The organism is Williamsia sterculiae, assembly GCF_900156495.1.
Lineage (GTDB): Bacteria > Actinomycetota > Actinomycetes > Mycobacteriales > Mycobacteriaceae > Williamsia_B > Williamsia_B sterculiae.
Genome location: NZ_FTNT01000001.1, coordinates 141,753 through 167,717 on the forward strand (window position 1 = coordinate 141,753; position 25,965 = coordinate 167,717).

The 25,965-nt window shown below is 67.0% G+C and carries 21 protein-coding genes; 9 read left to right on the forward strand and 12 right to left on the reverse strand.

The annotated features are described in order from the left end of the window. The first annotated feature begins 285 nt into the window (after window positions 1-285). Window positions 286-1,398: a phosphatase PAP2 family protein gene (locus tag BW971_RS00570; RefSeq protein ID WP_076475597.1), complete on the forward strand. Its 1,113-nt coding sequence runs from the start codon at window positions 286-288 to the stop codon at window positions 1,396-1,398. Between the two features lie 7 nt (window positions 1,399-1,405). Here the strand turns inward: BW971_RS00570 and glgX are convergent, their stop codons facing one another. Together glgX and BW971_RS00580 are read right to left on the reverse strand one after the other, a co-directional pair. Further along, window positions 1,406-3,514, reverse strand: coding sequence for a glycogen debranching protein GlgX (gene glgX, locus BW971_RS00575; RefSeq protein ID WP_076475599.1), 2,109 nt, complete (start codon window positions 3,512-3,514; stop codon window positions 1,406-1,408). Window positions 3,515-3,557: 43 nt separating this feature from the next. Next, complete coding sequence (locus BW971_RS00580) at window positions 3,558-4,598, reverse strand: DMT family protein (protein ID WP_076475600.1); 1,041 nt, start codon at window positions 4,596-4,598, stop codon at window positions 3,558-3,560. Window positions 4,599-4,774: 176 nt separating this feature from the next. Here BW971_RS00580 and BW971_RS00585 point away from each other — a divergent pair, with 176 nt between their 5' ends. Then, complete coding sequence (locus tag BW971_RS00585; protein ID WP_076475602.1) at window positions 4,775-5,980, forward strand: ATP-grasp domain-containing protein; 1,206 nt, start codon at window positions 4,775-4,777, stop codon at window positions 5,978-5,980. Between the two features lie 20 nt (window positions 5,981-6,000). Here the strand turns inward: BW971_RS00585 and BW971_RS00590 are convergent, their stop codons facing one another. From BW971_RS00590 to BW971_RS21780, 4 genes are all read right to left on the reverse strand, one after another. After that, window positions 6,001-6,834: an acyl-CoA thioesterase domain-containing protein gene (locus tag BW971_RS00590; protein ID WP_234974129.1), complete on the reverse strand. Its 834-nt coding sequence runs from the start codon at window positions 6,832-6,834 to the stop codon at window positions 6,001-6,003. Window positions 6,835-6,838: 4 nt separating this feature from the next. Next, window positions 6,839-8,086 (reverse strand): MFS transporter, encoded by a 1,248-nt coding sequence (locus tag BW971_RS00595; RefSeq protein ID WP_076475605.1) that lies wholly within the window; start codon window positions 8,084-8,086, stop codon window positions 6,839-6,841. Then, the gene (locus BW971_RS00600; RefSeq protein WP_234974131.1) at window positions 8,083-8,754 is read right to left on the reverse strand and encodes a GntR family transcriptional regulator; all 672 of its coding nucleotides are present in this window, start codon (window positions 8,752-8,754) and stop codon (window positions 8,083-8,085) included. Before BW971_RS00600 ends, BW971_RS00595 begins: the two co-directional genes overlap by 4 nt. Before the next feature lie 69 nt (window positions 8,755-8,823). Beyond that, on the reverse strand, window positions 8,824-9,282 hold the full coding sequence (locus tag BW971_RS21780) for a hypothetical protein (protein WP_076475607.1): 459 nt from the start codon (window positions 9,280-9,282) through the stop codon (window positions 8,824-8,826). 94 nt (window positions 9,283-9,376) lie between these two features. On the opposite strand from BW971_RS21780, the gene BW971_RS00610 reads away from it, so the two are divergent. Then, complete coding sequence (locus BW971_RS00610; RefSeq protein ID WP_234974133.1) at window positions 9,377-10,840, forward strand: YibE/F family protein; 1,464 nt, start codon at window positions 9,377-9,379, stop codon at window positions 10,838-10,840. Here the strand turns inward: BW971_RS00610 and BW971_RS00615 are convergent. Next, window positions 10,773-11,198, reverse strand: a complete 426-nt coding sequence (locus tag BW971_RS00615; protein ID WP_076475610.1) for a PAS domain-containing protein — start codon at window positions 11,196-11,198, stop codon at window positions 10,773-10,775. The two genes, BW971_RS00610 and BW971_RS00615, sit on opposite strands and share 68 nt — an antisense overlap. A gap of 215 nt (window positions 11,199-11,413) precedes the next feature. Between BW971_RS00615 and BW971_RS00620 the strand changes: the two genes are divergently transcribed. Both BW971_RS00620 and BW971_RS00625 read left to right on the forward strand, forming a co-directional pair. After that, window positions 11,414-12,610: a beta-ketoacyl synthase N-terminal-like domain-containing protein gene (locus BW971_RS00620; protein ID WP_234974134.1), complete on the forward strand. Its 1,197-nt coding sequence runs from the start codon at window positions 11,414-11,416 to the stop codon at window positions 12,608-12,610. Then, window positions 12,607-13,656, forward strand: a complete 1,050-nt coding sequence (locus BW971_RS00625; protein WP_076475611.1) for a PHP domain-containing protein — start codon at window positions 12,607-12,609, stop codon at window positions 13,654-13,656. Before BW971_RS00620 ends, BW971_RS00625 begins: the two co-directional genes overlap by 4 nt. A gap of 3 nt (window positions 13,657-13,659) precedes the next feature. Here the strand turns inward: BW971_RS00625 and BW971_RS00630 are convergent, their stop codons facing one another. Both BW971_RS00630 and BW971_RS00635 read right to left on the reverse strand, forming a co-directional pair. Beyond that, window positions 13,660-15,915, reverse strand: a complete 2,256-nt coding sequence (locus BW971_RS00630; RefSeq protein WP_159441807.1) for a putative bifunctional diguanylate cyclase/phosphodiesterase — start codon at window positions 15,913-15,915, stop codon at window positions 13,660-13,662. A gap of 167 nt (window positions 15,916-16,082) precedes the next feature. Continuing rightward, a complete protein-coding gene (locus BW971_RS00635; RefSeq protein WP_076475615.1) occupies window positions 16,083-16,946 on the reverse strand; it encodes a hypothetical protein in 864 nt (287 codons plus the stop codon). A 165-nt stretch (window positions 16,947-17,111) separates the two neighbouring features. Here BW971_RS00635 and BW971_RS00640 point away from each other — a divergent pair, with 165 nt between their 5' ends. Next, window positions 17,112-18,590, forward strand: coding sequence for an NCS2 family permease (locus BW971_RS00640; protein WP_076475617.1), 1,479 nt, complete (start codon window positions 17,112-17,114; stop codon window positions 18,588-18,590). Between the two features lie 76 nt (window positions 18,591-18,666). Here the strand turns inward: BW971_RS00640 and BW971_RS22205 are convergent, their stop codons facing one another. Genes BW971_RS22205 through BW971_RS21000 form a run of 3 tightly spaced genes read right to left on the reverse strand, consistent with a single transcriptional unit; the run spans window position 18,667 to window position 19,730 of the window. After that, window positions 18,667-18,954, reverse strand: a complete 288-nt coding sequence (locus BW971_RS22205; RefSeq protein ID WP_407701176.1) for an HNH endonuclease — start codon at window positions 18,952-18,954, stop codon at window positions 18,667-18,669. Next, complete coding sequence (locus BW971_RS20995; protein WP_143690136.1) at window positions 18,947-19,423, reverse strand: DUF222 domain-containing protein; 477 nt, start codon at window positions 19,421-19,423, stop codon at window positions 18,947-18,949. Before BW971_RS20995 ends, BW971_RS22205 begins: the two co-directional genes overlap by 8 nt. After that, on the reverse strand, window positions 19,356-19,730 hold the full coding sequence (locus tag BW971_RS21000) for a hypothetical protein (RefSeq protein ID WP_143690137.1): 375 nt from the start codon (window positions 19,728-19,730) through the stop codon (window positions 19,356-19,358). Before BW971_RS21000 ends, BW971_RS20995 begins: the two co-directional genes overlap by 68 nt. Before the next feature lie 899 nt (window positions 19,731-20,629). On the opposite strand from BW971_RS21000, the gene BW971_RS00650 reads away from it, so the two are divergent. The 3 genes from BW971_RS00650 to BW971_RS00660 all read left to right on the forward strand — a co-directional run bounded on the left by BW971_RS00650 (window position 20,630) and on the right by BW971_RS00660 (window position 25,954). Continuing rightward, window positions 20,630-22,060 carry an amidase gene (locus BW971_RS00650; protein WP_076475619.1) on the forward strand — a complete coding sequence of 477 codons (1,431 nt, stop codon included), beginning with the start codon at window positions 20,630-20,632 and terminating at the stop codon, window positions 22,058-22,060. Between the two features lie 154 nt (window positions 22,061-22,214). Next, window positions 22,215-24,470 carry a glycerol-3-phosphate 1-O-acyltransferase gene (locus tag BW971_RS00655; RefSeq protein ID WP_076476250.1) on the forward strand — a complete coding sequence of 752 codons (2,256 nt, stop codon included), beginning with the start codon at window positions 22,215-22,217 and terminating at the stop codon, window positions 24,468-24,470. Next, entirely contained in the window at window positions 24,467-25,954 is a 1,488-nt protein-coding gene (locus BW971_RS00660) for an HAD-IB family hydrolase (RefSeq protein ID WP_076475621.1), read from the forward strand. The genes BW971_RS00655 and BW971_RS00660 overlap by 4 nt, the downstream gene beginning before the upstream one ends. The last annotated feature ends 11 nt before the right edge of the window (window positions 25,955-25,965 follow it).

A 25,965-nucleotide genomic window follows, 5' to 3' on the forward strand; every position in this document is an offset into this window, starting at 1 on the left:
GTCGGGACGGTTCCACCTGCTCGTCGGAGCACGAAAAACCGCCGAGGATCACGGCGAACGAACGACCACCGGGCTCTTGACCGTGCGGACTACCGCCACCGACGCGCCGACGGCGTTTTACTCGGCAACCGACGCGTGTACCGCGCACGTTCTAGGGTTGACGAAGAGGTGAACGCCAGATGTCTGCCGGTGCTGACGATGGCGAATACACGACTGCATGAGCGCAGGCGGTCGATTCGAGAGGCGGGTGCCACGAGTGCAACCGCAGAATGTGAGGCCGTCGGGATGAGCATCTCCGAGGCACGCGATGCCCGGGTCGACGATGACGGCGGTGATCAGCGTGCCCCGGACCCCCGCTCGACGGAGGTGGCGCACCGGCCGTCGTGGGTGCGCAACCCCACCTGGTGGCGACGCATCGCGCTGGTGGTCTGGGCGGTCGCGGTCGTGGCGATGTTCGTCCACAACGGTGTCTCGATGGATCGCACCGGGCTGCTGGTGTTCCTGTGTTCCGGTCTCGCGGCGGCGTCGATCGGTCGGCGCCGCATCATCACCGTGGTCGTCGACTGGCTTCCGTTCGCGGCCGTCCTCGTTCTCTACGACCAGACCCGCAACGTCGCTCAGTGGATGGGCATGCCCACGCAATGGTGGCTGGCCGTGGCCGCAGACCGGCACCTGTTCGGCGGGGTGGAGCCGACGTTGTGGTTGCAGCAGCACCTCAAGGAGGCGACCCCACCGTGGTGGGAGATCATCACCAGCGTCGTCTACGTCTCGTTCTTCGTGGTGCCGTACGCCGTGGCCGCGGTGCTGTGGTTACGCGATCGGGTGGCGTGGCGGCGGTTCGCGGTGTGCTTCGTGCTGACGTCGTTCCTCGGCCTCGTGGGTTACACGTTCGTGCCGGCCGCACCGCCGTGGGCCGCGGCCCGCTGTGCCCCGGCCGAGGTGGTCGACCACCCTCGCAACCCGTCCTGCATCGACGGACTCCCCGACCCTGATGGTGGGCTGTTGGGTACCGCCACCCCCGAACACATGGGTGCCGCCCCGGAGGTCGAACGCATCTCGGCCAGGGGCTGGGACGTGCTGCACATCCCCGCCGCGTCGGACATGCTGCAGGTCGGCCAGTCCAAGGCCAACCTCGTCGCCGCCGTCCCGTCGCTACATGCCGCCTTGACCGGGTTGCTCGCACTGTTCATGTGGCCACGGGTCCGTGCGCTCGGCCGAACCCTGTTCGTCGGATACGCACTGATCATGGCGTTCACCCTGGTCTACACGGCGGAGCACTACGTGTTCGACATCCTGCTGGGTTGGGGGCTCGCGGGCTTCGTGGTGATCGTCGTCGAGCTGACCCGGCGCCGGTGGACAGCCCACCGGACGCGGTTGCGCGAACGCGCACACGGCTGATCGCCGGTCAGCTCTCCTCCTCGATCCGCCGCAGCATCACCATCGACCGAGGCGGCAACGTCACCTGGGCAGGCGTGGCGAGGTCGGCGGCGGCATCCTCACGCATGGCCGTGTCCAGCACGGTCTCCCAGCGGTGTCCGAACCGCTCCGGGACGGGGAACTCCAGTGCCTCCCAATGCGCGTTCAGGAACATCAGGAAGCTGTCGTCCACCACCGGTTCGGCGTAGTCGTCCACCTCGCGGATGGCGTTGCCGTTGAGGAAGATGCCGACCGCGCGGCCGAACCCCTCCGACCAGTCCGCTTCGGTCATCTCGCTGCCGTCGGGACGAATCCACCCGATGTCGGGCAGGTTCTCCCCGGTGCGGGCGACGGGTCGGCCGTCGAAGAAGCGGCGGCGGCGGAACACGGGGTGTTCGCGGCGGATCCGCGACACCGCCCGGGCGAACTCGAGCAAGTCGGTGTCCACCGATGACCAGTCCACCCAGCTGATCTCGTTGTCCTGGCAGTACGAGTTGTTGTTGCCGCCCTGGGTGCGGCCGATCTCGTCACCGTGCGCGATCATCGGGACCCCCTGTGACAGCAACAGGGTGGCCAGGAAGTTGCGGGATTGCTGGGCGCGCAACGCGGTGACCTCGGCGTCCTCGGTCGCACCCTCCACACCGCAGTTCCACGACCGGTTGTGACTCTCGCCGTCCCGGTTCTCCTCACCGTTGGCCTCGTTGTGTTTGTCGTTGTACGAGACCAGATCACGGAGGGTGAAACCGTCGTGTGCGGTGATGAAGTTGATCGAGGCGGCCGGGCGGCGGCCGGTGTGTTCGTACAGGTCGGCCGAACCGGTGATCCGAGCCGCGAACTCACCGAGGGTGCCCGGCTCACTGCGCCAGAAGTCACGCACGGTGTCGCGGTAGTGACCGTTCCACTCGGTCCACTGTGGCGGGAAGTTGCCCACCTGGTAGCCGCCGGGTCCCACATCCCAGGGCTCGGCGATCAGTTTCACCTGGCTGACCACCGGGTCCTGCTGCACGAGTTCGAAGAAACTCGCCAACCGGTCCACGGCGTAGAACTCGCGCGCCAACGCGGCCGCGAGGTCGAACCGGAATCCGTCGACGTGCATCTCGGTCACCCAGTACCGCAGCGAGTCCATCATCAGCTGCAGCGAGTGCGGGTGTCGGACGTTGAGCGTGTTGCCGGTACCGGTGTAGTCCATGTAGTACTGCGGATCGTCCTCGACCAACCGGTAGTAGGCGGCGTTGTCGATGCCGCGGAAGCTCAGGGTGGGGCCCAGGTGATTGCCCTCGGCCGTGTGGTTGTAGACCACGTCGAGGATGACCTCGATACCCGCCGCGTGCACCGCCTTCACCATCGCCTTGAAATCCTGCACGTGTCCGGCCGGGGTCTGGGTGTAGGCGTACTTGGAGTCGGGCGCGAAGAACCCGATGGTGTTGTAACCCCAGTAGTTGGAGAGGCCCCGGTCCTGCAACACCGAGTCGTCGCTGAAGTGGTGGACCGGCATCAATTCCAGTGCCGTCACCCCGAGCGCGGTGAGGTGGTCGAGGATCGCCGGATGGGCGATTCCGGCGTAGGTTCCGCGCAGTTCCTCGGGGATGTCGGGGTGGGCGACGGTCAGACCCTTGACGTGGGCCTCGTAGATGACGGTCTCGGCGTAGTTGTGCCGCGGTGGTCGGTCGGTGCCCCAGTCGAACCACGGGTTGATCACCACCGACATGGGCATGTACGGCGCCGAGTCGTCGTCGTTGCGGCTGGTGGGCTCGCCGAAGTCGTATCCGAAGACCGACTGATCCCACTCGAAACGACCGCTGATGGCCTTGGCGTAGGGATCCAGCAACAGCTTGTTGGGGTTGCAGCGCAACCCCTGAGCCGGGTCGTTGGGTCCGTGCACGCGGTAGCCGTAGCTCTGCCCGGGTTCGATACCGGGGACGAAACCGTGCCAGACGAAACCGTCCTGTTCGGTGAGATCGACCCGGGTCTCGTTGCGGTCCGCATCGAAGAGACACAGCTCCACCCGCTCCGCGACCTCGCTGAACAGGGCGAAATTGGTGCCGGAGCCGTCGTAGGACGCCCCCAGTGGGTAGGCAGTCCCCGGTCGTACGATCACGCGGCACTCTCGCTTTCCACGACGGGCGGGTGCCGCCGTTGCCTCACATGTTGCCGTCTGGCGAACCGTGGCGTCGCCCCGGCTCCGTCGCGCCACCCGGTATGTGCCCGACCCCGTCGTGGTCACCGGTTGCCCCGTCGGGGGCATCGCCGTCTCGGGATTGCCTTCGTCGCCATCCGCCCTCGCTCACCGGTGCCTCACCGAAGTGGTCGGCATCGGCCGAGCCGTACCAGGCCACCAGCATCGCGCCGATGACCGCACCGATGAACCCGACCACGGCCAGCCAGCCGTAACCGGGTTTGGCGGAGTCGTCGAGGAAGATCACGCCGATGATGCCCGGGGCTGCGGTCTCGCCGACCACCAATACCGCGGTCACCCCGTTGACCGCACCGAGCTGCAACGCGACGGTCTGTACGTAGAAGCCCACCGCACCGGCGATCGCGATGGTGTAGAGCGCTGGATCCGTGAACAGGTCGACCATGTCCAGTGGCTCGAATCCGCGCAGGACGCGGACCGCGATCGCGATGACGCCGAACAGGGTGCCACCTGCGGCACCACCGACCAGCGCGCTGCGGGCACCGAGGCGGTACACGCCGAGGAGGGCGCCCGCCGAGATCACGATGGTCGCCGCGAAGAGCCCCCAGTGGAAAGCGATGTCCTCGCCGCCACCGGTGTGGTGTTCGGCGGAGAAGCCGAGCATGCACAGCGATGCGACCACGGTGAGAACGGCCACCCAGTCCCGCAGATGCAGTCGGATGCCGAGCACGGTGGTCCCGAGCAGAGCGGTGACGATGAGATTGGCGGAGACGATGGTCTGCGACAGGAACAACGGCAGGAAGCGGGCGGCGACCGCTCCGCCGCCGAAACCCACGATGACCAGTCCGGTCCCCACCAGGAAGGCAGGGTCGCGCAGGGTGGCGACGGTGGAGTTCATCGACGGCCCGCCGCTGGTGGTCGTCGCCGGGTCGGAGCCCTCCTCGCGGGCGGCGACGGCGGCCCGTCGTGCTCCCAACGCCCGTAGCACCGTCGACAGTCCGTAGGCGACGGCGGCGAGACCGGCGAACAGCACGCCGATCAAGAACATCGGACACCTCCACCACGAAGAAACTCAGACGACCTCGTCGCACCTGTGGATTCGGCCGACAGGGGCCCGACCACCGGCTAAGCTACCATGTCCCCCGTTGCCTATCGGTCGGCCGGGCACCTGCGCAGGGTGCGCTGCGAAGAGAGTCAGGCGCGACGAGAGTCAGGGGGGGTGTGATGGCACGGTCCGGGATCACGCGGTTGCAGAACACGCAGGGAGAGTCCGACAGGAAGCACGTGTGCATCACGTTCGGGCGGTCGTTCCTGACCCTCGACCTGGCACGGTTGTTGGCGGCGGCGGGTCACAAGGTGACCATCGTCGATTCCATTCCCCTTGCGGTGACGCGGTTCTCGAATGCGACCTACGACTTCTACAAGACTCCGTCACCGAAGTTCCAGCCACGCGAGTACTGCCTCGAATTGGCCAGGATCTGCCGCGAACAGAAGATCGACGTGGTGATACCCATTCACGAGGAAACCGACATCATCTCGATGATGACCGACGTCTTCCCGCCGGAATGCACGCTGTTCCTCTCGGACTTCGTGATCGAGAACGGTCTGCACAACAAGTACGACTTCCAGCAGTTGCTCGCCGACCGCAACATCCCCACCTTGCGGTTCGCCGAATTACGATCACCGGAAGACGTTGCCGCGCTGGATTTCACCACGCCGTTCGCGTTGAAGCAGTGCTACTCCCGCGGTTCGCAGAAGGTCATGAAGGTGTACCCCGGTGATCCGTTGACGGGATTGGAGTTCGATCCGACCAATCCGTGGTTGGCTCAGGAGTGGCTCAAGGGCGACAAGTACTGCACGTATTCGGTGTGTCACGAGGGCAAGGTCTACGCCCACGCGACGTATCCGGTGCGCTACGCCATCGACCACAACTCGTGTCTGACCTTCGAGTCGGTGGAGCACCAGGGAATCCTGGACTGGGTCACCGATTTCATCGCCGACATCGGTTTCACCGGACAGGTGGGCTTCGACTTCATCGAGAACGAGGAGCGGGGCCTGTTCACCATCGAGTGCAATCCCCGTGCCACCAGCGGCATCATGATGTTCTCACCGCAGGATCGTGTGGACAGAGCCTTCTTCGGGGAGAACGACGAGATCATTTTCCCGGATCCGTACAAACGCAAGATGATCGGTCCCGGGATGCTCATCTACGGTTGGCGCAAGTCGGCGCGGCCGCCGGGGGTGTCGCTGCGACAGTACGTGCGGGATTACTGGGAAACCGACGATGTGATAACCAGTTTCACCGACATGCGCCCCGCGTTCATGGTGCCGTTCGCCTACGCCAACATCCTGCGTGACTGTGCCAAGTACCACGTGGGTCTGGCCGAGGGTTTCATGCACGACCACGAGTGGGACGGCGTGCGGATCTGACCGGTCCGCCCGCCCACGGTTCACACCTCGGACTGGCGGGTGGGCGGTTCGCCCGCCTCGTCGACACGGCCGAAGTCGATCTGCGCTTGCGCATTGCTGATGGCGGTGACCAGGCCGGTGCCGATCGCGCCCTGCTGGTCGTACAGGGTGGTGGTGCCCACCGACAGGCCGTCGGCGGCGAGGTGGGTGTCGGCGCGGATGCCGACCCAGTCGCCGACCGGCGCACGAGTCAACGCCAGCGTCAGGTCGCCGTTGATGTACCCGATACCCGAGGTCCCGAGGTTGGTGAGCAGGCTGGTCGATTCGCTGACCGACGCGGCCCGCACGAACGGGGTCAGCGGTTCACCGGCGATCGCGGGCAGGCCGGTCGCCCACATGCTCTTACGGGTGTCGTCCTGATGTCCGGCGATCTCACGCGTCCACCCGACCGGTTCGCTGAACAGCCACGGCAGCGCGATACCCGATTCCGAGGACGGTGGTCGATCCAGGGTGGTCTGCGGGGCCCACTCGGTACCCGGCGGCGGCGCGGACGGGCGGTACTGGATGAGTGTCGCCTGGGCCACCACGGTGTCGCCCTGTATCACCTCGGCAAAGGTGGTCCGGATGCGGCGACCGGCGCGGATCGCACGGGTACGCACGGTGGTCGGTGCCTGCCGTGCGGCCTTGAACAGGTCCACCGTCAGCCGTCCGGGTACCAGTTCGGGGTCGCCGGCAGCCCGCTCGAGTTCATGAGCGACCAACGCGACCACCGCCGGTCCGTTCAGCAGACCGGCACCCCAGCGGCTGCGGGCGTAGCGGGTCGGCAGCAGGTCTCCGTCGTCGGTGCGGGTGAAGTAGGCGAGCGGCGAGGTCACCGCGTCATCCTCGCATCGCCGGCGCGGCATCGGTCTCGGCGGTACGGGTACGGGTCACGTGCCGACGCGAGTTCGTGGTGACCAGCACGAGGCACCCGGCGGCGGCGGCCGCGCCGACGCCGAACATCGCCGGATAACTGAACGCGCCGACGGCGCCGTGTAACACAGCCATGGTCGCGGGCACCGCGAAACCGAGATACGTCACCGAGTAGAAGACCGCGTTCAACCCGGCGAGGTCGTCGGAGGTGGCGATTCGCTGCACCTCGGTCAGGCCCGCCACCAGCGCGATGCCATACCCGGCGCCCAACACCGCGCCGGTGGCCAGCGTCAGCCAGGGGTCGAGGACCTGCGCGCACACCGCGGCCAACACCATCCCGCCGACCAACAGCGTCAGGGCGAGGATCCCGGTGCGTGCGGTTCCGGGGCGGTCCAGGCGTCGGGCGACGGACTGGATGGCGAAGCCGGATCCCAGTGTCACCACGGTGACCAGGGCGGAGAACCCGATCTGCAGGTGTCCCACCCTCGGCGCGACCAGCGTGGGCAGCACCGCGTACGCACTCGCGGCGGCGCCGAACACCCATGGCGCGATCGGCAGCACCACCAACAGGAACCGTCGGTGGCCGACCGCGGGCACGGCGAGGTCGTCGATCAACCGGGCCCGGTTGGTGACGGCCGGCTCGCGGGAGGTGACCGGGATGCCGAACAGTGCCACGGCAGCGATCAGGCAGAGCGCCACGTTGATGAGGTAGCTCAGCGAATCGGGTAGCGGTGCCCACTGGGCCAACCCGCCCGCGACGCCCGCACCGACGCCGAAACCCGCGGTCAGGCTCATCGCCGCGCGGCCCGCACCGGTGCCTGCCGGTGAGAGTTCCTTGAGCCAACTGCTCCCCACCGCCATGGCCAGGCCCAGGGCGAGTCCGCTGAACACGCGGCCGGTGAAGAGCAGCGCCGCACTGTCGGCACCGGCCGCGAGGATGCCGGAACCGCAGGCCGCCAGCAGCGGCGCCGGGCGCAACAGCGCCGCGCGACCGTACCGATCCGACAGCGGGCCGCCGATGAGCAACGCCGGCACGATACCGAGGACGTAGGCGAACAGGAGCACGTCGACCACCGCGGCGGACAATCCGTGCGCGTTCTTGTACATCACCAGCAGCGGCGTGAACTCGTTACCACCCCAGGCGATGGCGAACACGGTCAGGGCGACGGCGAGCCAACGCCGGTCGTCGCGAACCCGGCCGACGGTCCCGGTCACGACCGGTCTCCCGGGTCGGTGGTGCCGGGCAGGGTGATGCCGTGCACCCGCTCGAGGTGATCGGCCAGCGTGGTCGCGAACGCCGCAGCATCACCGCGTCGCACATGATCGGCGAGCGACTCGTGATCGTCGATCACGTCACCGATCCGGGTGACGTCGCGACGTAGTGAGTGGGCGTTCATCCGTTGCTGCCGCTCGCGCAGGGTGTCGTAGAAGGCGAGCAGTACGGGGTTGTCTGCCGCGGCGACCCAGGTGCGGTGAAAGTCGGTGTCGACGGTGGCGAAGTCGTCCACCGCGCCGTCGGCGGCCAGGTCGCGTTGTCGTTGCAGGGAGTCGTCCAGCGCGGTGGCGATCGACTCGGTCACCGCGGGGGTCAGCGCGGCGACCGCCCCGGTCTCGACCACGAAGCGGGCCTGCACCACGTGGGTCGCCTCCGCGGCGCCGACGGGCACGATCAATGCGCCGCGTTTGGGGTAGAGCTTCATCCAGCCCTCGGTCTCGAGTCGCAGGAACGCCTCACGCACCGGGGTGCGTGACAGCCCCAACGCGCTCGCGATCTCACCCTCGCTGATCAGATCGCCACCACTGCGGGTGCCGTCGAGGATCTCCGCCTTCAACGCCCCGTAGGCGCGTTCGGCCGCGGACGGTGCGGCAGCATTGATGGACACAACTTGTATCTATCATTGAAGCCCGGTTGTCTGCCAGCGGATGTGACCGGTGTCGCGTCGCCGCCGGCGTCAGACGGGTTCGAACTCCCCCGGCCCGTCCGGGGCGATGCGGTGTCCGGCGGCGAGCGACTGCGCCAGGGCCAGCATCCGGTCGGCCTGGTGGTCGTCGCCCGCGGCGGTGAGCGCGGCGGCGGTCTTGCGGTAGACGTCCGCAGCGAATGCGGGCTTGCCGAGCTGCAGCAGGGCCCACGCGTACCTCTTGGCCGCGTCGACGGCGTCGGACTCGGCGGCCGCGTGGGTGAACGAGTACTTGTGACAGAGCTCGGCCGACAACGGCTCACTGTCCGACCAGCGACGCAGGTGGCACATACATCGCACGGCATCGTGCAGGTTCGACAGGTACATGACCGAGTAGGGACCCTCGCGGCGGGCCCGGATCTCGCGGAGCACCGAGAACTCGGCGAGCGCGTGCTCGTATTCGCCCGCGGCGAGCAGGGCGGTGGCCTCGAGTTGCATCTCCTCGATCACCTGTCCATGGTCCCGTATCCGGCGACGGATCGCGCGGCTTTCGGTGAGCTCGGTCACGTCTGGGGGCGGAGTGCTCCGCACTACAGTGGCCCGAGTGAAGACGGAGTCACACGGCCACGCCCGTGGTCACGGTCACGACCTGCGTTCGGTCAGCACTCGCATCGGGCCGGTCGCCGCGCGCATCGTCACCGGCATCCTGCTCGTCTGTGGCATCGGCATCATCGTCGGGCTGGTGGTGCTGTGGCCCACCCACCAGACGCGGGCGGTTCCGCTGCAGTTCCAATCCGTCGGGGGCGGGTCACAGCAGACCGTCACCGGTACCGTGGTGGCCCAGACCTTCTCGTCGTGCGGCAATCAGCAGGGCGGCACGGTCTTCGCGGGCGACGCGTCGGTCCTGTCCGACCCGCAGGGCACGTGCATCCAGTCGACCGTTTCGCTGACCTCCGGTCCCGACCGTGGCTCCAACACCCTGATCCAGGTGGCGACCAATCGCGATCGCTCCCAGGCCAGTGCTGCCGGTCAGCGGCTGACCCCCGAGCAGGCCGCAAAGCCACAGGCCGGACAGCCCACCCTCCACGTCGGCGACAAGGTCCGGCTCAGCAGGGTCACCATCGATCAGCAGGGCACCCGTTACTCGTTCTTCGACTTCCAACGCACCACTCCGCTGGTGTTCTGGGCGGTGGTGTTCGTCCTGGCCGTGGTGGCGGTGGCCGCGTGGCGGGGTCTGCGGTCGATCATCGGCCTGGTGGTGGCGTTCGGGGTGTTGTTGGTGTTCACCCTGCCCGCCATTCTCGACGGGCGGTCACCGGTGACCGTGGCGATCGTCTCGTCGGCGGCGATCCTGTTCGTGGTCATCTACCTCGCCCACGGCGTCAGCCTGCGGACCAGTGCGGCGCTGATCGGCACGCTCACCTCGCTCGCCGCCACGGCGCTGTTGTCGTGGTTGGCGGTGACCACCACGAACATCACCGGACTGTCCAACGACCAGACCAACAACCTGCAGGTCTATCAGACCACCATCTCGGCCAACGGCATCCTGCTCGCCGGGTTCATCATCGGCGCCCTCGGTGTGCTCAACGACGTCACCATCACCCAGGCGTCGACGGTCTTCGAGTTGGTCGGGACCGGACAGCCGAGTCGGCGGGCAACCTTCACCGCGGCGATGCGGGTGGGGCGCGACCACATCGCGAGCACCGTGTACACCCTGGTCTTCGCCTATGCGGGCAGTGCGCTCCCGCTGCTGCTGTTGTTCTCGGTCGCGGGTCAGTCGTTCACCGATCTCGCGACCACCGACACCGTCACCGTCGAGTTGGCGCGGTCGTTCGTCGGGTCCATCGGCATCGCGCTGTCGGTGCCGTTGACCACGGCGGTCGCGGTTGCGCTGGCCCAGCCGCGCGCGTCGTCGCGGTCCGCGGGCGACGCGTCGGCGTCGCCGACCGCGGGTCGGCCGCAGTCACCTCCCCGCGCGGCGCGGTCGGAGGGGGCGCGGGTCACCCGACCGCCGGGACCGCCCGCCGGACCGCGGCATCAGGGCGGACGGCACTCGCTGCCGGAGTAGCGGGTTCGTCGTCACATGGCGCCCGTTCGCCGACACGGAACTCCAGCCGGTATGCGGGGCGTTCCTGCCATTCGGTCCGCACGGCAACCGTCTCGGCCTGGACGGGATCACGATCACGGGGCACGACCAGAGTCGCGACCGGGTCGGAGACGTCACCGATGTCGCGCAGCAGGCGCAGTCGTTCGACCATCGCCGGCACCGAATCCGGGTGGATGTAGCGGACGAGAGGTTTGCCCACCATCTCGGCGACCGACGCCGCACCCATCCATCTCGCCGCCGCGGCGTTCGCGTAGACGATGCGTCCACAGGAGTGGACGCAGATCGGATGGTCATGAGTGTCCATCAGGCGCTTGTGCATTCGGCTCATCCCGCCGCGTGTTCGATATCCCCGGTTCTCGAGTCCGCGCCGACATCCCAACATTCCGTCGCGGGCACGCTGCGTCGAAAGTAACCAAGCGCGGTCCGGCTGTCCACGCTTCTGCGCCGGTTGATCGAAGTGTTCCGTCGGCTTGCCGCGCACCCGTCGGCTGGGACAATCGATGGTGCGAAGAGTGGGAGCGTCGACAGAGAGGCGTGCGTGTGGACGTGGAGCCGGTGGTGATCAGCGGAGTGGGCGCGGTCACTGGTTACGGGTGGGGTGTGGACGCGTTGTGGCGAGGTCTGCTCAGCCACAAGTCGGCGGCCAGACTGCACGCCGGATGCGGCCCGGCAGGCTCGGAGACCGGGTTCGCCGCGCGAGTGGAGGAACCAGTCGAACCCGTCCCTGTCGACTCGACGGTGGAGCGGACGGGATTGTTTCAGCGGTCGATGTCCGCGGCCGTCGATGAGGCCGTCGCAGACGCGAGATCACGAGGGTTCGCTCCGTCCGGAGATCGGGTCGGGGTGATTCACGCCGCCATCCTCGGTGACGTCGCCGCCACCCGCGACCACCTGTTGCGCGCGGGGGTCGGTGGTTCGCGAGGGTTTCTGCGGTCGTTGCCGTCCACCACCACCTCGGTGGCCATCACACCGCACGATTTCCACGGTCCGGTGATGAACGTCGGGGCAGCCTGCGCGTCCGGGTCCGCCGGTGTCCTGACCGGCAAGGCCTGGCTGGACGCGGGTCTCGTCGACCACGTGGTGGTGGTCGCCGTCGATCATTCGGTCAGCCCGGAGAACGTCGGTGGCATGATCACGCTCGGCGCGGCGGTCGGTGACCGTGATCCGCTCGACGCCTGCCGCCCTTTCCAGCAGGGCAGTCGCGGGTTCGTGTTCGGCGAGGCGGCGGTCGCCATGGTGCTGTCACGTGCCAACGGTGGCGACGGCGGTTACTCCCGGGTACGGGGTGGGGCCATGACCTACGACGCGTACCACGCCGTGTCCATCGACCCCTCACACCGGCAGATCCGACGGTGCGTGCGCGAGGCGCTGGCCACCGCAGGGGTCACCGGGCGTGACGTGGACTGGTTTCACGCCCACGGACCCGGCACCCGGCAGTGCGACGCGGCCGAGATCGATGTGTTGGAGCGTGAGCTGGAATCCGTGCCCGCGCTCTTCTCGGTCAAGCAGATGGTCGGCCACTGCCAGGGTGCGTCAGCGGCGCTGGAACTCGTGGTGTCGTCGATGGCCTACGACCGCGGATCGATCCCGGCCCCGGTACCGGTGGCACCCGGCCACCCTCGCCTCCTCCCGGGGCCGACCCCGTGTGCCGGTGGCGTCACGCTCAAGACGGCCATCGGGATGGGCGGCCACAACGCTGCGGTGGTGTTGAGCGGGACCGGTGACCGATGAGGTCGGTGCCGTCGCTCGTCGCACCGGTGTCACCCGCCGACGCGTTGCGACGGATCGCGTTCCTCCTCGAGCGCGACCGCGCGGGTACCTACCGGATCGAGGCGTTCCGTCGTGCGTTGCGGGTGGTGACGGAACTCGGTCCCGACGAGGTGGCCCGGCGCGTCCGGGCGGGATCGCTGACGGACGTGAAGGGAATCGGCAGGTCCACCGCCGGTGTGATCGACGCCGCGATCGACGGGCGACTGCCGCCCTATCTCGTCGAGTTGCAAGAGCATGCCGCGGTGCTGGACGGCAGTGGCACCCCGCTGTACGGCCACCTGCGCGGTGACCTGCACACCCATTCTAACTGGAGTGACGGTGGTTCGCCGATTACCGAGATGGTTCTTGCTGCAAAAGAACTCGGGCAGGAATGGTTGGCGCTGACCGATCATTCACCCCGGTTGACGGTGGCCAACGGGTTGTCGGCGGAACGTCTGCGCGAGCAGATCGATGTGGTGGCGACGCTGAACACGGACACCGACGACGAGTTCTGGATGCTCACCGGCATCGAGGTGGACATCCTGAGCGACGGTTCGCTGGATCAGGAACCGGAGCTGTTGGATCGGGTCGACATCGTCACGGCCTCGGTGCATTCGGAATTGAAGATGGAGGCCGCCGCGATGACTCGACGGATGGTCGCAGCCGTGACTGGGCGACGCGTCCACGTCCTGGGACACTGCACCGGCAGGCTGGTGACGGGGGGTCGGGGCAGCCGTGGGCAATCCCGGTTCGACGCCGAGGCGGTCTTCACCGCGTGCGCGGCCAACGACACCGCGGTGGAGATCAATTCGCGACCGGAACGTGTCGACCCCCCTGACGAACTGATCAGCCTGGCTGCGGATCTCGGTTGTCTGTTCGCCATCGACTCCGATGCCCATGCGCCCGGGCAACTGGACTTCAAGGCGCTGGGGTGCGAACGCGCGCAGCGTCTCGGCATCGACCCCGACCGCATCGTCACCACCTGGCCGCTCGCTCGCCTGCAGCGATGGTCGGCGCTAGGACGATGACGGTCAGGCTTGGGCGTCGTCGGTGATGGCCGTACCGGGTATCCAGTCGTTCAATGCTCGCACCACCCCGGGCAGGTCCTCGGCGGACACCGGCTTCGCGAGATAGAAGCCCTGCGCCTCGTCGCATCCGACGATACGCAGCGCCTGCAGCGTCGCGCTGTCCTCCACCCCCTCGGCGACGGCCTTGACACCGAGCAACCGGGCGAGTTCGACGGTGGACCCCACGATCGCGGCATCGGCTCGCGCCCTGGTCATGGTCCCCACCAGTGACCGGTCGATCTTCACCCGCTGTACCGGCAGAGTGCGCAGGTAATCCAGTGAGCTGTAGCCGGTTCCGTAGTCGTCGATGGACAGTGAGGCGCCGATCCCGCGCAACGTCAGCAGGGTGTTCAACGCGCGTTCGGTGTCGGTGAGCGCCGACGACTCGGTGACCTCGAACTCGATCCGGTCAGGTGGGACACGGTGACGCCGGATGGCCTTGCGCACCGCTTCGGGAAGGTTGGCGTCGACCAGGTTGCGCGCCGCGAGATTGATGCCGACATCGAGATCCATCCCCTCCGAACGCCATTGCGCTGATCTCTCGAGGGCGGAATCGATCACGAAGGCGGTGAGTTGGGGGAGCAGCCCGGTCTGTTCGATGATGGGGAGGAACACCCCTGGGGCGATGAGTCCGTCGCGCGGGTGTTGCCAGCGCACCAACGCCTCCACGCCCGTCACCCGATTGAGGTGCAGGTCGACGCGCGGTTGGTAGTGGACCCGGAGTTGACCGGTGGCCAGGGCGTTCTCGAATTCACCCATGAGGCGCATCTGTAAAGCCCGGTCACCGTCCATCGACGGCTCGTAGACCGCGTACCGGGGTTGCCGGAGGCGTGCGGCCGCCGCGGCGACGTGCGCGCGCTGTAGCAGTGTCTCGGCCTCCGGTACCAGGGCGGGGTCGTCGACGGGGCACGCCGTCATCCCCACCCGGGACTCCACGTGCACGCCCACGTCGTTGATGACCACCGTCTGATTGGCGGCCATCGCGATGGCGCCGGCGATCTCGTCCAGGCGAAGCGAGTGGGCGTCTCGATGGTGCTGGATGATCGCGAATTGGTATCCCCCGAGATGGCCGGCGAGTGAATGGCTGTCGGTGAAGTCGCGCATTCGTCGACCCAGGTCGCGCAGGAGGACGTCTCCCACCGAGTATCCAAACGTCTCGTTGATCTGGTCGAACCCGTCGATCGCGATCACCGATACGCTGACCGTCCCCACCCTGATGGTGGCCAGCAGATGCCGGAAGCGGGACAGCAGGTGTTGCCGGTTCCACAATCGCGTGCCCGCGTCGATGCGAGCCTGTCGGCTCAGCCGCGTCGCCTGGCGCTGTTGGACCAGGAGAAAGCTCGCGACACGGGCCGATACCAGCAGGATGCTGACCACGGAGATTCCCACGATGACCCAGCCCCAGCGACCGAGCGGGGTGCCACGGGCGATCTCGGTGGCCATGACGATGGGTGTGAGCAGTGTGGCGATGGTGAACCCGACGAGGCGCCAGTCGATGTAGCCGCTACGCGGCGGATGCGGGACGTAGGAGTTCGCCGCAGGTGTGAAGGCGGACGCGGTCGCGAAGAGCACATAGGCGAACAACCGCATCGCGTACACGAGCGGCTCTTCGGACGCGATGAAAAAGGAGACGATGTCGGCGATCGCGATCACCCCGATCGCCGCGCTGATGGTGCGCAGGATGGGTGAGTTGAAGCCACGGGTCCACGTGAGATGGGCCAGCAGACACAGGAGGAACACATCGGCTGAGACGTAGAACAACCGCAGTGCGGTGCCCGCTTCCGACGCGTCGCCGGCGTGGTTGCTGAGCACGAAGGCCCAGGTCACCAGTCCGGCCGCGACCGCAACGATGGTCGACTCGATGATCTCGTCGAATCCCAGCAATCGCGTGGGACCCTGCGTCCGTAACAGGGCAACCGCCAGCAGCAGGTACCCCACCGGGTAGATCGCGTCGATGAGGCTCGCGTCGGTGGACGATGCGTCGGCGACGTGGGTGGTCGCCAGGTCGCCGATCGACCACAACGTCAACGCGGCCAGCGTGAGTCGCCAGCTCAGCTCATTGCGGTGGGTCCCGCCGAAGAGTCGGCCAGACGACGCGAAGACCGCCAGACACGCGACACCGGTCGCGCCGAAGAGCGGGTAGTGCGCAGCGGTGGGCACGATGAGATAGGCGATGGTCGCGACTGTGCCGCCGACCAATACCCAGCCCCACCGTGTCATCGGCATCTCGATTCGTCCGGCATCTCGCCCACGTGCCGGTGCTGGATGACAGGTGGACGCGGTGTCTTCTCGAGGATAAAAGGGTTGACGACCGCGGTACCCGGTAACGGGTCGATCGGCCAACGCGTGTTCATCGGGGACAACGTCCGTCGGCGATGGTCTGCCGGTCAGAATCCCCCGTCGAAGCCCCCGCCCCCGAAGTCACCCCCGTCGAATCCCCCGCCCCCGTCGAAACCTCCGCCCCCGAAGTCACCGGCACCGTAATCACCTGGTCCGACATCCCCGGAATCGCCCTGTCCGGAGTCGCCGTTGGCGCCGTCGTCTCCACCCCAGCCACCGTCACCACCGTCTGCCGCGGCGAGACCGTCCTGGTAACCGTCGCCGTATCCGTTCTCGAATCCCTGGGCTCCGTATCCGACACCCGACATGTCGTGGAACAGGGCGTCGAAGAGCAGAACCGAACCCACGCCCCAGGCGCCCCCGATCAGCGCGGGCTTCCACCACGGCTCCGAGTACCAGCCACGGGGTACCGGCCGGCCGGCGACACGACCGCCGGGATAGTAGTTGGGGGTCTGGTCCGACGGAGTCGGCGACGACGAGATCTGCCTGCCGTCGAAGTCGACCCGTCGCTTCTCGGTCACCTCGCCGGAGCTGCGTTGACCGTCGAGTTCGGGGATGGCCGGCCCCGGGTCCATCCCCATCGCGGTACGAGCCGCGCGGACGTAGTACAGGCCTTCGAGTGCTGTCTGCTTGGCCAACCGGGCCTGGGCGGGCGTGGCAGCCTGCTCGATCTGCGACCCGGCTGCGGTGAACCGTTCACTCGCATCCGCCAGCGCCGCACGGGACGACTCGTCAGCGCCCTGCAGGTTGTAGACCTGACCACCGAGTCGCTCGATGGCCTGGCGTGCGTCGGCCTTGGCGTCGGCGAGCTGCGTGTCCGACCGCCGAGTGCGGCCTCGGTTCTGCACGAGCAGCAACGCGGCTCCCGCCAGCACCACCAGGATCAGCACGATGAGCAAGAGGGTCCCCATGGGTAGCGCTCTCCTCACTCGGGTGTACGGCGATGCGCCCAGCCTACGGCGCCCCGCCATCGGCGGAGCGAGGACGATCCGGCGGTGGTGCCTTCGACGCGGTGAGGCGCCTGGATAGGATCACCCCCAGTTGGATTCGCCGCCGCCGACGTCGGAAGGAACTCGATGGCGCAGCAGGACGGTCGGGAGCCTGATCGCAGCACCGGTGAGGCGGGTGCGGTCGACCGGTTCTTCAAGATCACCGAACGCAGTTCCACCGTCCCGCGGGAGATCCGGGGCGGACTCGTCACCTTCTTCACGATGGCCTACATCGTGGTGCTCAACCCGATCATCATCGGCGGCGTTCCCGGGAACTCGAAGAACGCCGACGTGGTGGGCACGGTTCTGCCGATCTCGCAGGTTGCGGCGGTGACCGCGTTGGTCGCCGGCGTCATGTCGATCGTCTTCGGGTTGATCGCCAACTATCCCTATGCCATTGCCGCCGGGCTGGGGATCAACAGCTTGCTCGCCGCGACCATCGCCCCGCAGGTGACCTGGCCGGAGGCGATGGGTCTGGTGGTCATCGATGGTGTGGTGATCGTGTTGTTGGCGGTCACCGGCTTCCGTTCCGCGGTCTTCCGCGCGATCCCGCCCGAGCTCAAGGCGGCCATCGCCGCGGGCATAGGTGCGTTCATCGCGTTCATCGGATTTGTGGACTCCGGTTTCGTCCGCCGGATCCCCGACGTCGCCGACACCACGGTGCCGGTGGCGCTGGGTGTGAACAACTCCATCGCCACGCTGCCCACGCTGATCTTCGTGATCGGCGTGCTGTTGATGGGGGTGTTGGTGGTTCGCAAGGTGCGCGGTGGACTGCTCATCGGGATCGTCGCGACCACCGTGCTGGCCATGAGCGTGCAGGCTTTCGCCGATCTCGGACCGTCGATCAAGGACAGCAAGGGATGGGGGCTGAACGTGCCCGACTGGCCGTCGTCGGTGGGCGGCCTGCCCGACCTGAGCTTGGTGGGCAACGTCGACCTCTTCGGCTCGTTCACCCGGATCGGGGTGTTGGCGGCCAGCGTGCTCGTCTTCGCGTTGGTCTTGTCGAATTTCTTCGATGCGATGGGCACGATGACCGGGCTCGGCAAGGAGGCCGGCCTGGCCGACAAGGACGGCAACCTACCCGGGATCGGCCGAGCGCTGGTGGTCGAGGGCACCGGCGCGATCGTCGGCGGTGTCGGATCAGCCTCGTCGAACACGGTTTTCGTCGAATCCGCATCGGGTATCGCCGAGGGTGCGCGCACGGGTTTGGCCAACGTGGTGACAGGTGTGCTGTTCTTGGTCGCCATGTTCTTCACCCCGCTCTACTCGGTGGTACCCCTCGAGGCGGCGGCACCGGCGCTCGTGGTGGTGGGGGCGTTGATGATCGCGCAGATCCGCACCATCGATCTGACCCGATTCGAATACGCGCTGCCCTGCTTCCTAACCATCGTGGTGATGCCGTTCACCTACTCGATCGCCAACGGCATCGGCGTCGGGTTCATCAGCTGGGTGGTGCTGGCCACCGCCCGTGGCAAAGTCCGCGAAGTGCACTGGCTGCTGTGGTTCGTCGCGGCCCTGTTCGTGCTCTACTTCGCCCGCGGCCCGATCGAGAACCTCATCGGCTAGGCGCACGAAGACCTGCGCTGTGGAGTTGTCAAAGAACATGTGCGTCCGCGGGATACGGGCGCCGGGTGGTTGGACGTCAGGCGGCGGTGCCGACTACGTGTGGGTCGAGTCTCATGGTTCGTCGGTTGTGGGCGGGCAGGGGTCGTCGCCTCGGGTCGACGGTTGCGGGTGGGATGAGCCAGGGGTGGCGGTCGTGGCCGAGGAACACGTCCCATCCCTGGTGGTGCACGGCGGTGTGGCAGGACCGGCAGAGTAGGCATCCGTTGTCGAGGATGGTCGGGCCGCCGTCGGCGTGGTGGACGATGTGGTGGCAGTCGGTCCAGGAGGCGGGTGCACCGCATTTCACGCAGCACTGATCACGCACGATGATGGCTTTGCGTACCGCCCCGGTGAACAACCGTTTGGTCGCTGATACCGCGGTGGGTACGCATGGCTGCCCGGTCGGAGATGGACCCCAACCACCCCAGGCGCACCGCGCTCCGATCCGCGACCGGCACGGTCACCACCACCTCGGTTCTCGGCGCACTGACCATCGCGTCGTCGGCTGCGGCGCGGACCGCGCATTCCAGGAGTTGCCCGAACGCGTCGGCGCGACGCCTGCCCGCCGACCGCGGGTCGGGTGTGCCATCCGGTAGCGGTCGTGGTCGTGATGCGGTGTCGACCGCGCAGATCAACCGTTCCCCGGTGAGAACATCCAGATCGAAGCTGCCCTGCAGGCGCCCGTCGTCACCCTGATGCCAGCCCATCTCGTTCAACGAGACGTCCTCAGCGGCCGAGATGGTGTCCTCGTAGTCGGGTGCGGCCTCGACAGCAACCGCACGCGCCAGAGCCATCAACTCCGCGGGACTGGCACCGGAGATTGCCTGCCCGACCCACCCGCAGACACCGATCCGCCGCGACCGGTGCCATCCCGTTGGCCACCAACAGCTCCCGCACCGTCATCCCGGACCGCTTCGCCACACCCACCCGCTCAGCCTGCGCCGCGACCACCGCCAACAGATGATCGGTGACCGCCCGCAAACGCACCGCACCACGGATCGCGTCGACGATGTCGGCGTCCACATCATCGACCACCCTGCTATCAACCCCCAGCTGATCGACGAGCAGGTCGCCGACCTCGGTGAACATCCCTGCGCCCACACAGTTCACCTCCCCGGTCCACACGGAATCATGTACAGCCGTTGCACCACTGCATCTCTCGCGACAACGCGGTGTCTTGCCCTTCATATCCATCTGACGAATCCGCACCGCGGTTGGTTCCACGAATACCGACTTTCGTTCGATCATTTTCCGATCCGTGGTAGGTGCTCTCGTCCGCGACCATCACGTAGATCGGCTGCGACGTGATCATTCATGCGGCCCAGACTCGTTGGACCTGCACGCCACATGTGATCGTCAAGGCTTCGTCATCACATTCCCATCGGCCCAGGGGATCAAGACCCATCTTCTGGCCGCTATCGCCCACAGTACAAGTGGCCTCTGCTTGAGTGCATTGGCGTATGGGATATGTTCTCTGAAAAGGGGTTTCTCGAACGGGTGCTGGTTCGCACCAACGGCCGGGCGGGATGCGGCGCCTGGCTGTGTACGGGTACGACCACGAACCGATCAGCCTCTCAACCTCCGCATCCCCTTCCGAAGAGCTGCCCGGAGTCCACCGGATCGCCTCATCACTCAAACGACGGTTGCCGGATCGCTCGACAGCGCACTGAGCGAGCAGCACTTCGACTACTACCTCGACGACGTCACCTTCAGGCTCGATAGTCGCAACGCCAACCACCGCGGGCTCCGTTTCTACCGGCTGATCGAACAAGCAGTGAGCACAGGACCTCAACCACCACGTTACCGACGAAACGTGCTGTCCTACAGCGTCGTAAGTCTGAGCACTTCCGCACAGTCCACCGGCAGACGCCGACACTGCGACCGAAGCGTCGATCCCGGACTGTGCGAGGAACCGGACTTCTCGGGCAACTGCGCCGGGCACGGTGCCAGAATCGCGGAGCCGTACCCGTCGGTGAGACAACCCGGCTAGCGTGTCTCAGATGACGACACGTGTACACACCTTCTGCGACGATGCGCTGGGTGACCTGGACGCCACCGCACTGGCGGCGGCCATACGGTCAGGTGAGATCAGCGCGGTAGAGGCTGTGGAGGCCGCAATCGCCCGCGCGGATGTGGCGAACCGGACGCTGAACGCCATCCAGGTGAACGACTTCGACCGTGCTCGTCACCTCGCCCGCTCACCGGGGCCTGGAGTGTTCGCCGGGGTGCCGACGTTCGTCAAGGACAACACCGACGTGGCCGGTCTGCCGTCGCGGCAGGGATCCCTGGCCGTGGCGGCCACACCGGCTCGACGGCACGCCAAGTTCACCGATCAGTACTTGTCCACGGGCATGGTGGTGTTGGGCAAGTCGACCATGCCGGAGTTCGGATTCAACGCGTCCACCGAGTACGAGGCGCTCCCCCCGACCCGTAACCCGTGGAATACCGACTACTCCTGCGGTGCGTCGTCGGGCGGGTCGGCCGCATTGGTGGCCTCGGGTGTGGTGCCGATCGCGCACGCGAACGACGGTGGTGGGTCGATCCGGATTCCCGCCGCCGCGTGCGGACTGGTGGGCCTGAAATTCACTCGCGGTCGGGAGGTCCCCGATGCGCACGCCGGTGAGATGCCCGTCAACATCGTCTCCAACGGCGTACTCAGCCGGACGGTTCGCGACACCGCGGCGTTCCTGTCGCAGGTGGAGCGGTACCGTCCGGTGCGGTCGTTGCCTCAGGTCGGTCTGGTGGCCGGTCCCTCGAATCGACGGTTGCGCATCGGGGTTGTCGGTCGCTCGCTGCCGGAGATCCCGGTGGATGCGGCCACCTCGACGGCCCTGCACCGGGCGGCCGAGCGGTTGGCCGGTTTGGGTCACGATGTCCGCGAGGTGGGCCTGCCACTTCCGGAAGCCGAGATCCGCGCCTTCTACGATGCGTTCCTCCACTATTGGGGATTACTCGGGTTCTCGGTACAGAGATTCGGGAGCAGGGTGATGGGTGCCGGGTTCGACTCGTCGAAGACCGAGTCCCTCACCCGCGGACTCGCGACGATGTTCGTCCGCAATGCGGTGCGGACGCCGCAGGCCCTGTGGCGGCTGCGCAGGATCGAAGCCAGGGCCCGGCAGGCGTTCACCGACGTCGACGTGCTGCTGTCACCGGTGGTCGCACACACCACCCCCGAGCTGGGGTACCTGTCACCCGCCAACGGGTTCGACGTCCTCCTTCCGCGGTTGCTCGGCTACGTCGGATTCACCCCGCTGAACAACGCGACCGGTGGGCCGGCGATCTCGCTGCCGCTGGACACCACCCCGGACGGGTTGCCGTTGGGCCTGCAGCTGTCGGCGGATCACGGCGACGAGCGCACGCTGCTGGAACTGGCGTACGAGCTCGAGCAGGTATTCGGGTTCCCGCGCATCACTGGACACCCGCCGCTCTGATTCCACACCTCGGCGCCCGCGCCGGGACATGCCGTCCGATCGACCAGGACGGGAGTACGACATCCGGGGGACATCGCCGAAGCCGCCCAGAGCACATACCCGCCGCGCAACAATGAACGCGTTGCGGACCTCGACGGAAGGGTGGGTTCTCGTGGTGGAGTCGGTGGTCTTGGCGGAGGTGCGCACCCCGTGTGAACTGCAGGCGGTGACCGAATGGGCCGCGAAGGCCCGTCCCGACGCGCCGGTGGTCACCCTCGACGACCTGGACGTCGGGCGCTTCGACACCGACACCACGATGGTCCCCGCGCGCGTGGTCTGGTTGCCCCCGGTACGGAGAGGGGAACGCCGGGTCTCGGTCGCCGACGTACTGGCCTTGTCCAATCCGCGCCGCCCACCCGCGTTCCGGCAAGGGAGGATCAAGGGGCGCCATCCCGATCGAGTCCGGGTGGTGCAAGGCGAACCGGCGTCGTTGGACGAACTGCGGACCCGCTACGAGCAGCAGTCGGCCGCCGGGCAGTCGTTCACCGCATTCGTCGCGCGGCAGGCCTCGTTGACCGGGGAACGCGCCGAGCGTCAGGTCATCGGCGACCGGTACAAGGTGCCGCGTCTCGTCGCCGACCAGATCAGTTCGTCGGCGCGATTCCAGGGCGGTGCGGCCGCGTTGGCCAGGGAACTCGGACGTCCCGCGGCCGCCGTGGCGCAGGAGGCGACCGACAAGATGTCGACCTTCGTCGCCACCCAGAGCCGGCTGATGGACGATCTCTTCTCGTCGATCTTCAGCAATCTGCACGACAAGACCTGGTCGGTGTCCGTCGATATGAAGACCTTCGACCAATTGCGCACGATCAACAAGTCCGCGAGTCTGGTCTTCCTCCCGTCGCACCGGTCGTACGTCGATCCGCTGGTGCTGTCGGAGGTGCTGCGCAGCCACGACTTCCCGCCGAATCTGGTTCTGGGCGGCAACAACCTGTCGTTCTGGCCGGTCGGGCCGATCGCGCAGCGGGCGGGGATGATCTTCATCCGACGCAAATTCGGCAAGGACGCGGTCTACAAATTCGCCATGCGGTCGTACCTGTCGTTCATCATCGAGAAGCGATTCAACCTCGAGTGGTACATCGAGGGTGGCCGCAGCCGCACCGGAAAGCTGCGCAAGCCGATGCTCGGGTTGCTGCACTACGTGGTCGACGCGGTGGAACAGCTCGACGGGGCCGACGCCATGGTGGTGCCGACCGCCATCGTGTACGACCAGCTCCAGGAGATCGGCGCGATGGCGAAGGAGTCGGCGGGCGGTACCAAGAAGCCCGAGGGCGTCGGATGGTTGCTGAAGTACGCGAAGGCGCAGCGCACCTACCTCGGTGAGGCACGCGTGCGGTTCGGTGAACCGTTCTCTCTGCGCCAGGCGCTGGAGGATGCCGGGGACGGCAGCGCACGCTTGGAGAAGGTCGCCTTCCGGGTGATGGACGAGATCAACGCGGCCACGGCCATCTCGGCGACATCCCTCGCGGGATTCGCACTCCTCGGGGCCAGCGATCGCGCCTACACCTGTGCCGAGATCGAGGAGATCCTGGAACCGCTGCTCAAGTACATCGACGACCGCGGCCTGCCCGGTCCGGATCCTGCCCTCTGCCGCGGCCTCGGACTACGCAGCACACTGCGGGTGCTGACCAGGGAAGAGGTGCTGTCCAGGTTCGATGGCGGCCCCGAACCGGTGTGGTCGATCGCGTCGGGCAACCACGCGGTCGCGGCCTACTACCGCAACGGTGCCCTGCACCACTTCGTGAACCGCTCCATCGTCGAACTGGGTCTGCTCGCGGCCACCGACGGTGACTTCGGCGACGACCTGGACTCGGCGGAGGAGATCCTGGAGGCGGCGCGCGAGGAGGCCATGCGTCTTCGCGACCTGTTGAAATTCGAGTTCTTCTTCCCCGCCAAAGAGGGTTACATCCACCGCCTGGCCGGCGAACTCGACCTGTTGGATCCGCAGTGGCGTGATGTCACGCCGACATCGGTACGGACGGAGAAGATCCTGCGCGAACACGCGGGTGCGCTCTTCGCCCGCCGGACACTGCAACCGTTCTTCGACGCCCAGTTGGTGGTCGCCGATCTGCTGGTGCACCTGGGTGCCGAGGACCGTGAGAAGGAGGCGCTGCTGACCGACGCCCTCGGGTTGGGTCAGCAGCTCTCCTTGCAGGGCATCGTGAAGAGCAAGGACTCGGTGTCCAAGGAACTCTACGACGCCGCATATCTACTCGCCGACAACCGTGGTCTGGTGGGTGCGGAAGATCGGTCCGGTGTGTCCGCCGGACGCCGGGCGTGGTTACACGAGGTGCAACAGATCCGTTCCCGGCTGGCTCGGATCGCGACCATCGAGGCGGAACAGAATCCGGAGCCGTTGGAGGTGCCCGAGTGACCACCGTCGCCGAGCGCATCGGTGAGATACGCGCGGCGCCGACGGGCAAGAAGGTGGCCGCGTTCTTCGATTACGACGGGACCCTCATCGATGGGTTCTCCGCGAGTGCGATCACCCGGTCACGCATCCGTAGCATGGAATTCGGCTTCGGTGAGCTGGCCAGCGCATTGTTGATCGCTTTGCGGGGGGTCAAGTCCGAGCTGGACTACGCCGATGTCCTGGAGCTGACCCGACCCGCATTCGCCGGTCGGACGTATGCCGAACTGTTGGAGTTCGGTGATCGGTTGTTCCGGCACGAGACGGCGGCCAGGTTGCGACCGCAGATGTGGCACATCATCCGCGAACATCGCGACATGGGCCACCGCATCGTCATCGCCTCCTCGGCGACTCGCTTCCAGATCGAGCCGATCGCACGGGAGATCGAGGCCGACGACGCGTTGGCGACCGACGTCGAGGTGGTCGACGGCGTGGTCACCGGAGAGATCACCGGACGTCCGTTGTGGGGACCGGGGAAAGCCGCCGCGGTGCGGAAACTGGCTCGTGACAACGACATCGATCTGGAAGCATCCTTCGCCTACAGCGACGGCGACGAGGACATCCCCTACCTGGAATCGGTCGGACATCCGGCCGCGGTCTCACCGCGCCGTGGGTTGCGCGCCGAGGCGGAGGAGCGCGGCTGGCCGATCATCGATCTGCGCAACCCGTCGACCGGTCTGCTGGAGTCGGCCGCACGCACCGGTGCATTTTACGGGACAGTGATCGGTTCGGCCGCACTGGGTTTCACCGGCAGCCTGCTTTCGCGCAACCGCGATGTGTTCGTCAACCTTGCCCTGCCCACCGGTACCGATCTCGGATTGGCTCTGGCCGGGGTGAACGTCTCGGTCCTCGCGGGGGAGCGATATCTGACCTCCGACCGGCCATGCGTATTCGTGTTCAACCACCAGTCCAAACTCGATGCCCCCGTGTTGATCCACCTGGTGCAGAAGAACGCGACGGGGGTCGCCAAGCAGGAGGTGAAGGGTGTCCCCGTCGTCGGCCAGATCCTCGACGCCGCGGGAGTGGTGTTCATCGACCGCACACACGGCAGCAAGGCGATCGAACAACTGGCCCCGGTGGTGAAGAGACTTCGGGAGGGGACGTCGTTGGTGATCTCGCCGGAAGGCACCCGCTCGCCGACCCCGCGAATCGGTCCGTTCAAGAAGGGGCCCTTCCACATCGCCATCCAGGCGGGCGTGCCGGTGGTACCGATCGTCCTGCGCAACTCCGGTGAACTGATGTGGCGTGGTGACCAGTTGATCAAACCGGGCACCGTGGAAGTGAAGGTCCTGCCTCCGGTGGATACGTCGGACTGGCGGCCGGAGAACGTGGGCGAGTATGCCGACCAGGTGCGGCGGATGTTCATCGACACGCTGACCGAATGGCCGGTCGAGACGTTCGAGGACGGCCGGATGACCCGATCGGTGACGGTGGTGGAGCAGTCATGACCGGTGACGCG

Excerpts from the sequence above, each read along its gene's own strand:
- BW971_RS00625 (WP_076475611.1), top strand. The coding sequence starts at position 12,607 with ATGAGGTCGGTGCCGTCGCTCGTCGCACCGGTGTCACCCGCCGACGCG.
- BW971_RS00585 (WP_076475602.1), top strand. The coding sequence starts at position 4,775 with ATGGCACGGTCCGGGATCACGCGGTTGCAGAACACGCAGGGAGAGTCC.
- BW971_RS00615 (WP_076475610.1), bottom strand. The coding sequence starts at position 11,198 with ATGCACAAGCGCCTGATGGACACTCATGACCATCCGATCTGCGTCCAC.
- BW971_RS00650 (WP_076475619.1), top strand. The coding sequence starts at position 20,630 with ATGACGACACGTGTACACACCTTCTGCGACGATGCGCTGGGTGACCTG.
- BW971_RS00580 (WP_076475600.1), bottom strand. The coding sequence starts at position 4,598 with ATGTTCTTGATCGGCGTGCTGTTCGCCGGTCTCGCCGCCGTCGCCTAC.
- BW971_RS00635 (WP_076475615.1), bottom strand. The coding sequence starts at position 16,946 with ATGGGGACCCTCTTGCTCATCGTGCTGATCCTGGTGGTGCTGGCGGGA.
- BW971_RS00630 (WP_159441807.1), bottom strand. The coding sequence starts at position 15,915 with ATGACACGGTGGGGCTGGGTATTGGTCGGCGGCACAGTCGCGACCATC.
- BW971_RS00640 (WP_076475617.1), top strand. The coding sequence starts at position 17,112 with ATGGCGCAGCAGGACGGTCGGGAGCCTGATCGCAGCACCGGTGAGGCG.
- BW971_RS00570 (WP_076475597.1), top strand. The coding sequence starts at position 286 with ATGAGCATCTCCGAGGCACGCGATGCCCGGGTCGACGATGACGGCGGT.
- BW971_RS20995 (WP_143690136.1), bottom strand. The coding sequence starts at position 19,423 with ATGGCTCTGGCGCGTGCGGTTGCTGTCGAGGCCGCACCCGACTACGAG.